At 36.8% G+C, this 579-nt stretch carries 1 pseudogene; it reads right to left on the reverse strand.

Annotation, left to right across the window (positions count from 1 at the left end):
• Nucleotides 1-579, reverse strand: a pseudogene (locus J6569_RS11195) (tail tape measure protein); the annotation flags it as partial.

The raw sequence follows: 579 nt of genomic DNA on the forward strand, positions 1-579 counted from the left end.
CTCTGATTTCGCCAAATTTCCCATTGTGCATTGATACGATTTTGTTCGTACTGATGATTAGCCGCTTCACGCAATGCTATTGCGTTTTCTTCTGTAATCCATTTTTGATTTTCGAATTCTTGAATCAAAGCGAGTTTTCTAGCATTTTCATTAGCCAAAGCTTGGACTGGGTCAACTTGCGCTACAGCGTCGTCAATTTTAGATACAACAGCTTCAGACTTAATTTTGGTCATATTTATCTGATGTTGGCGTTCAAGTTGCTCAAGCTTAGCGTTGTATTCTTCCTGAGTTTTTATTTCACCAAGTTTTTGTAATTTATCCAAGGAATCCTTAGACTTTTTATAAGCATCATTTTCAGCTTCAATTGGGCTTTTTAATGAACCAAGTTCCTTATAAGCTTGTGATGCTTCGATTAGCTTTCTAAGCTCTTCTGTTTGTTTTGCTGTAACTTTACTGCCCATTTTTTGAGTGATAGCAAGTAATTCAGCTTCAACAGTCATGCCTTTTGCTTCAAGTTTAGCAACTTCCAATTTATCACTAAGCTCTTTGACTTCTTCGGCGTATGATTTTGTTGTGCCT

Origin of the sequence: Gilliamella sp., assembly GCF_024104075.1 — a bacterium.
In the GTDB taxonomy this organism is placed as follows: Bacteria; Pseudomonadota; Gammaproteobacteria; order Enterobacterales; family Orbaceae; genus Gilliamella; species Gilliamella bombi.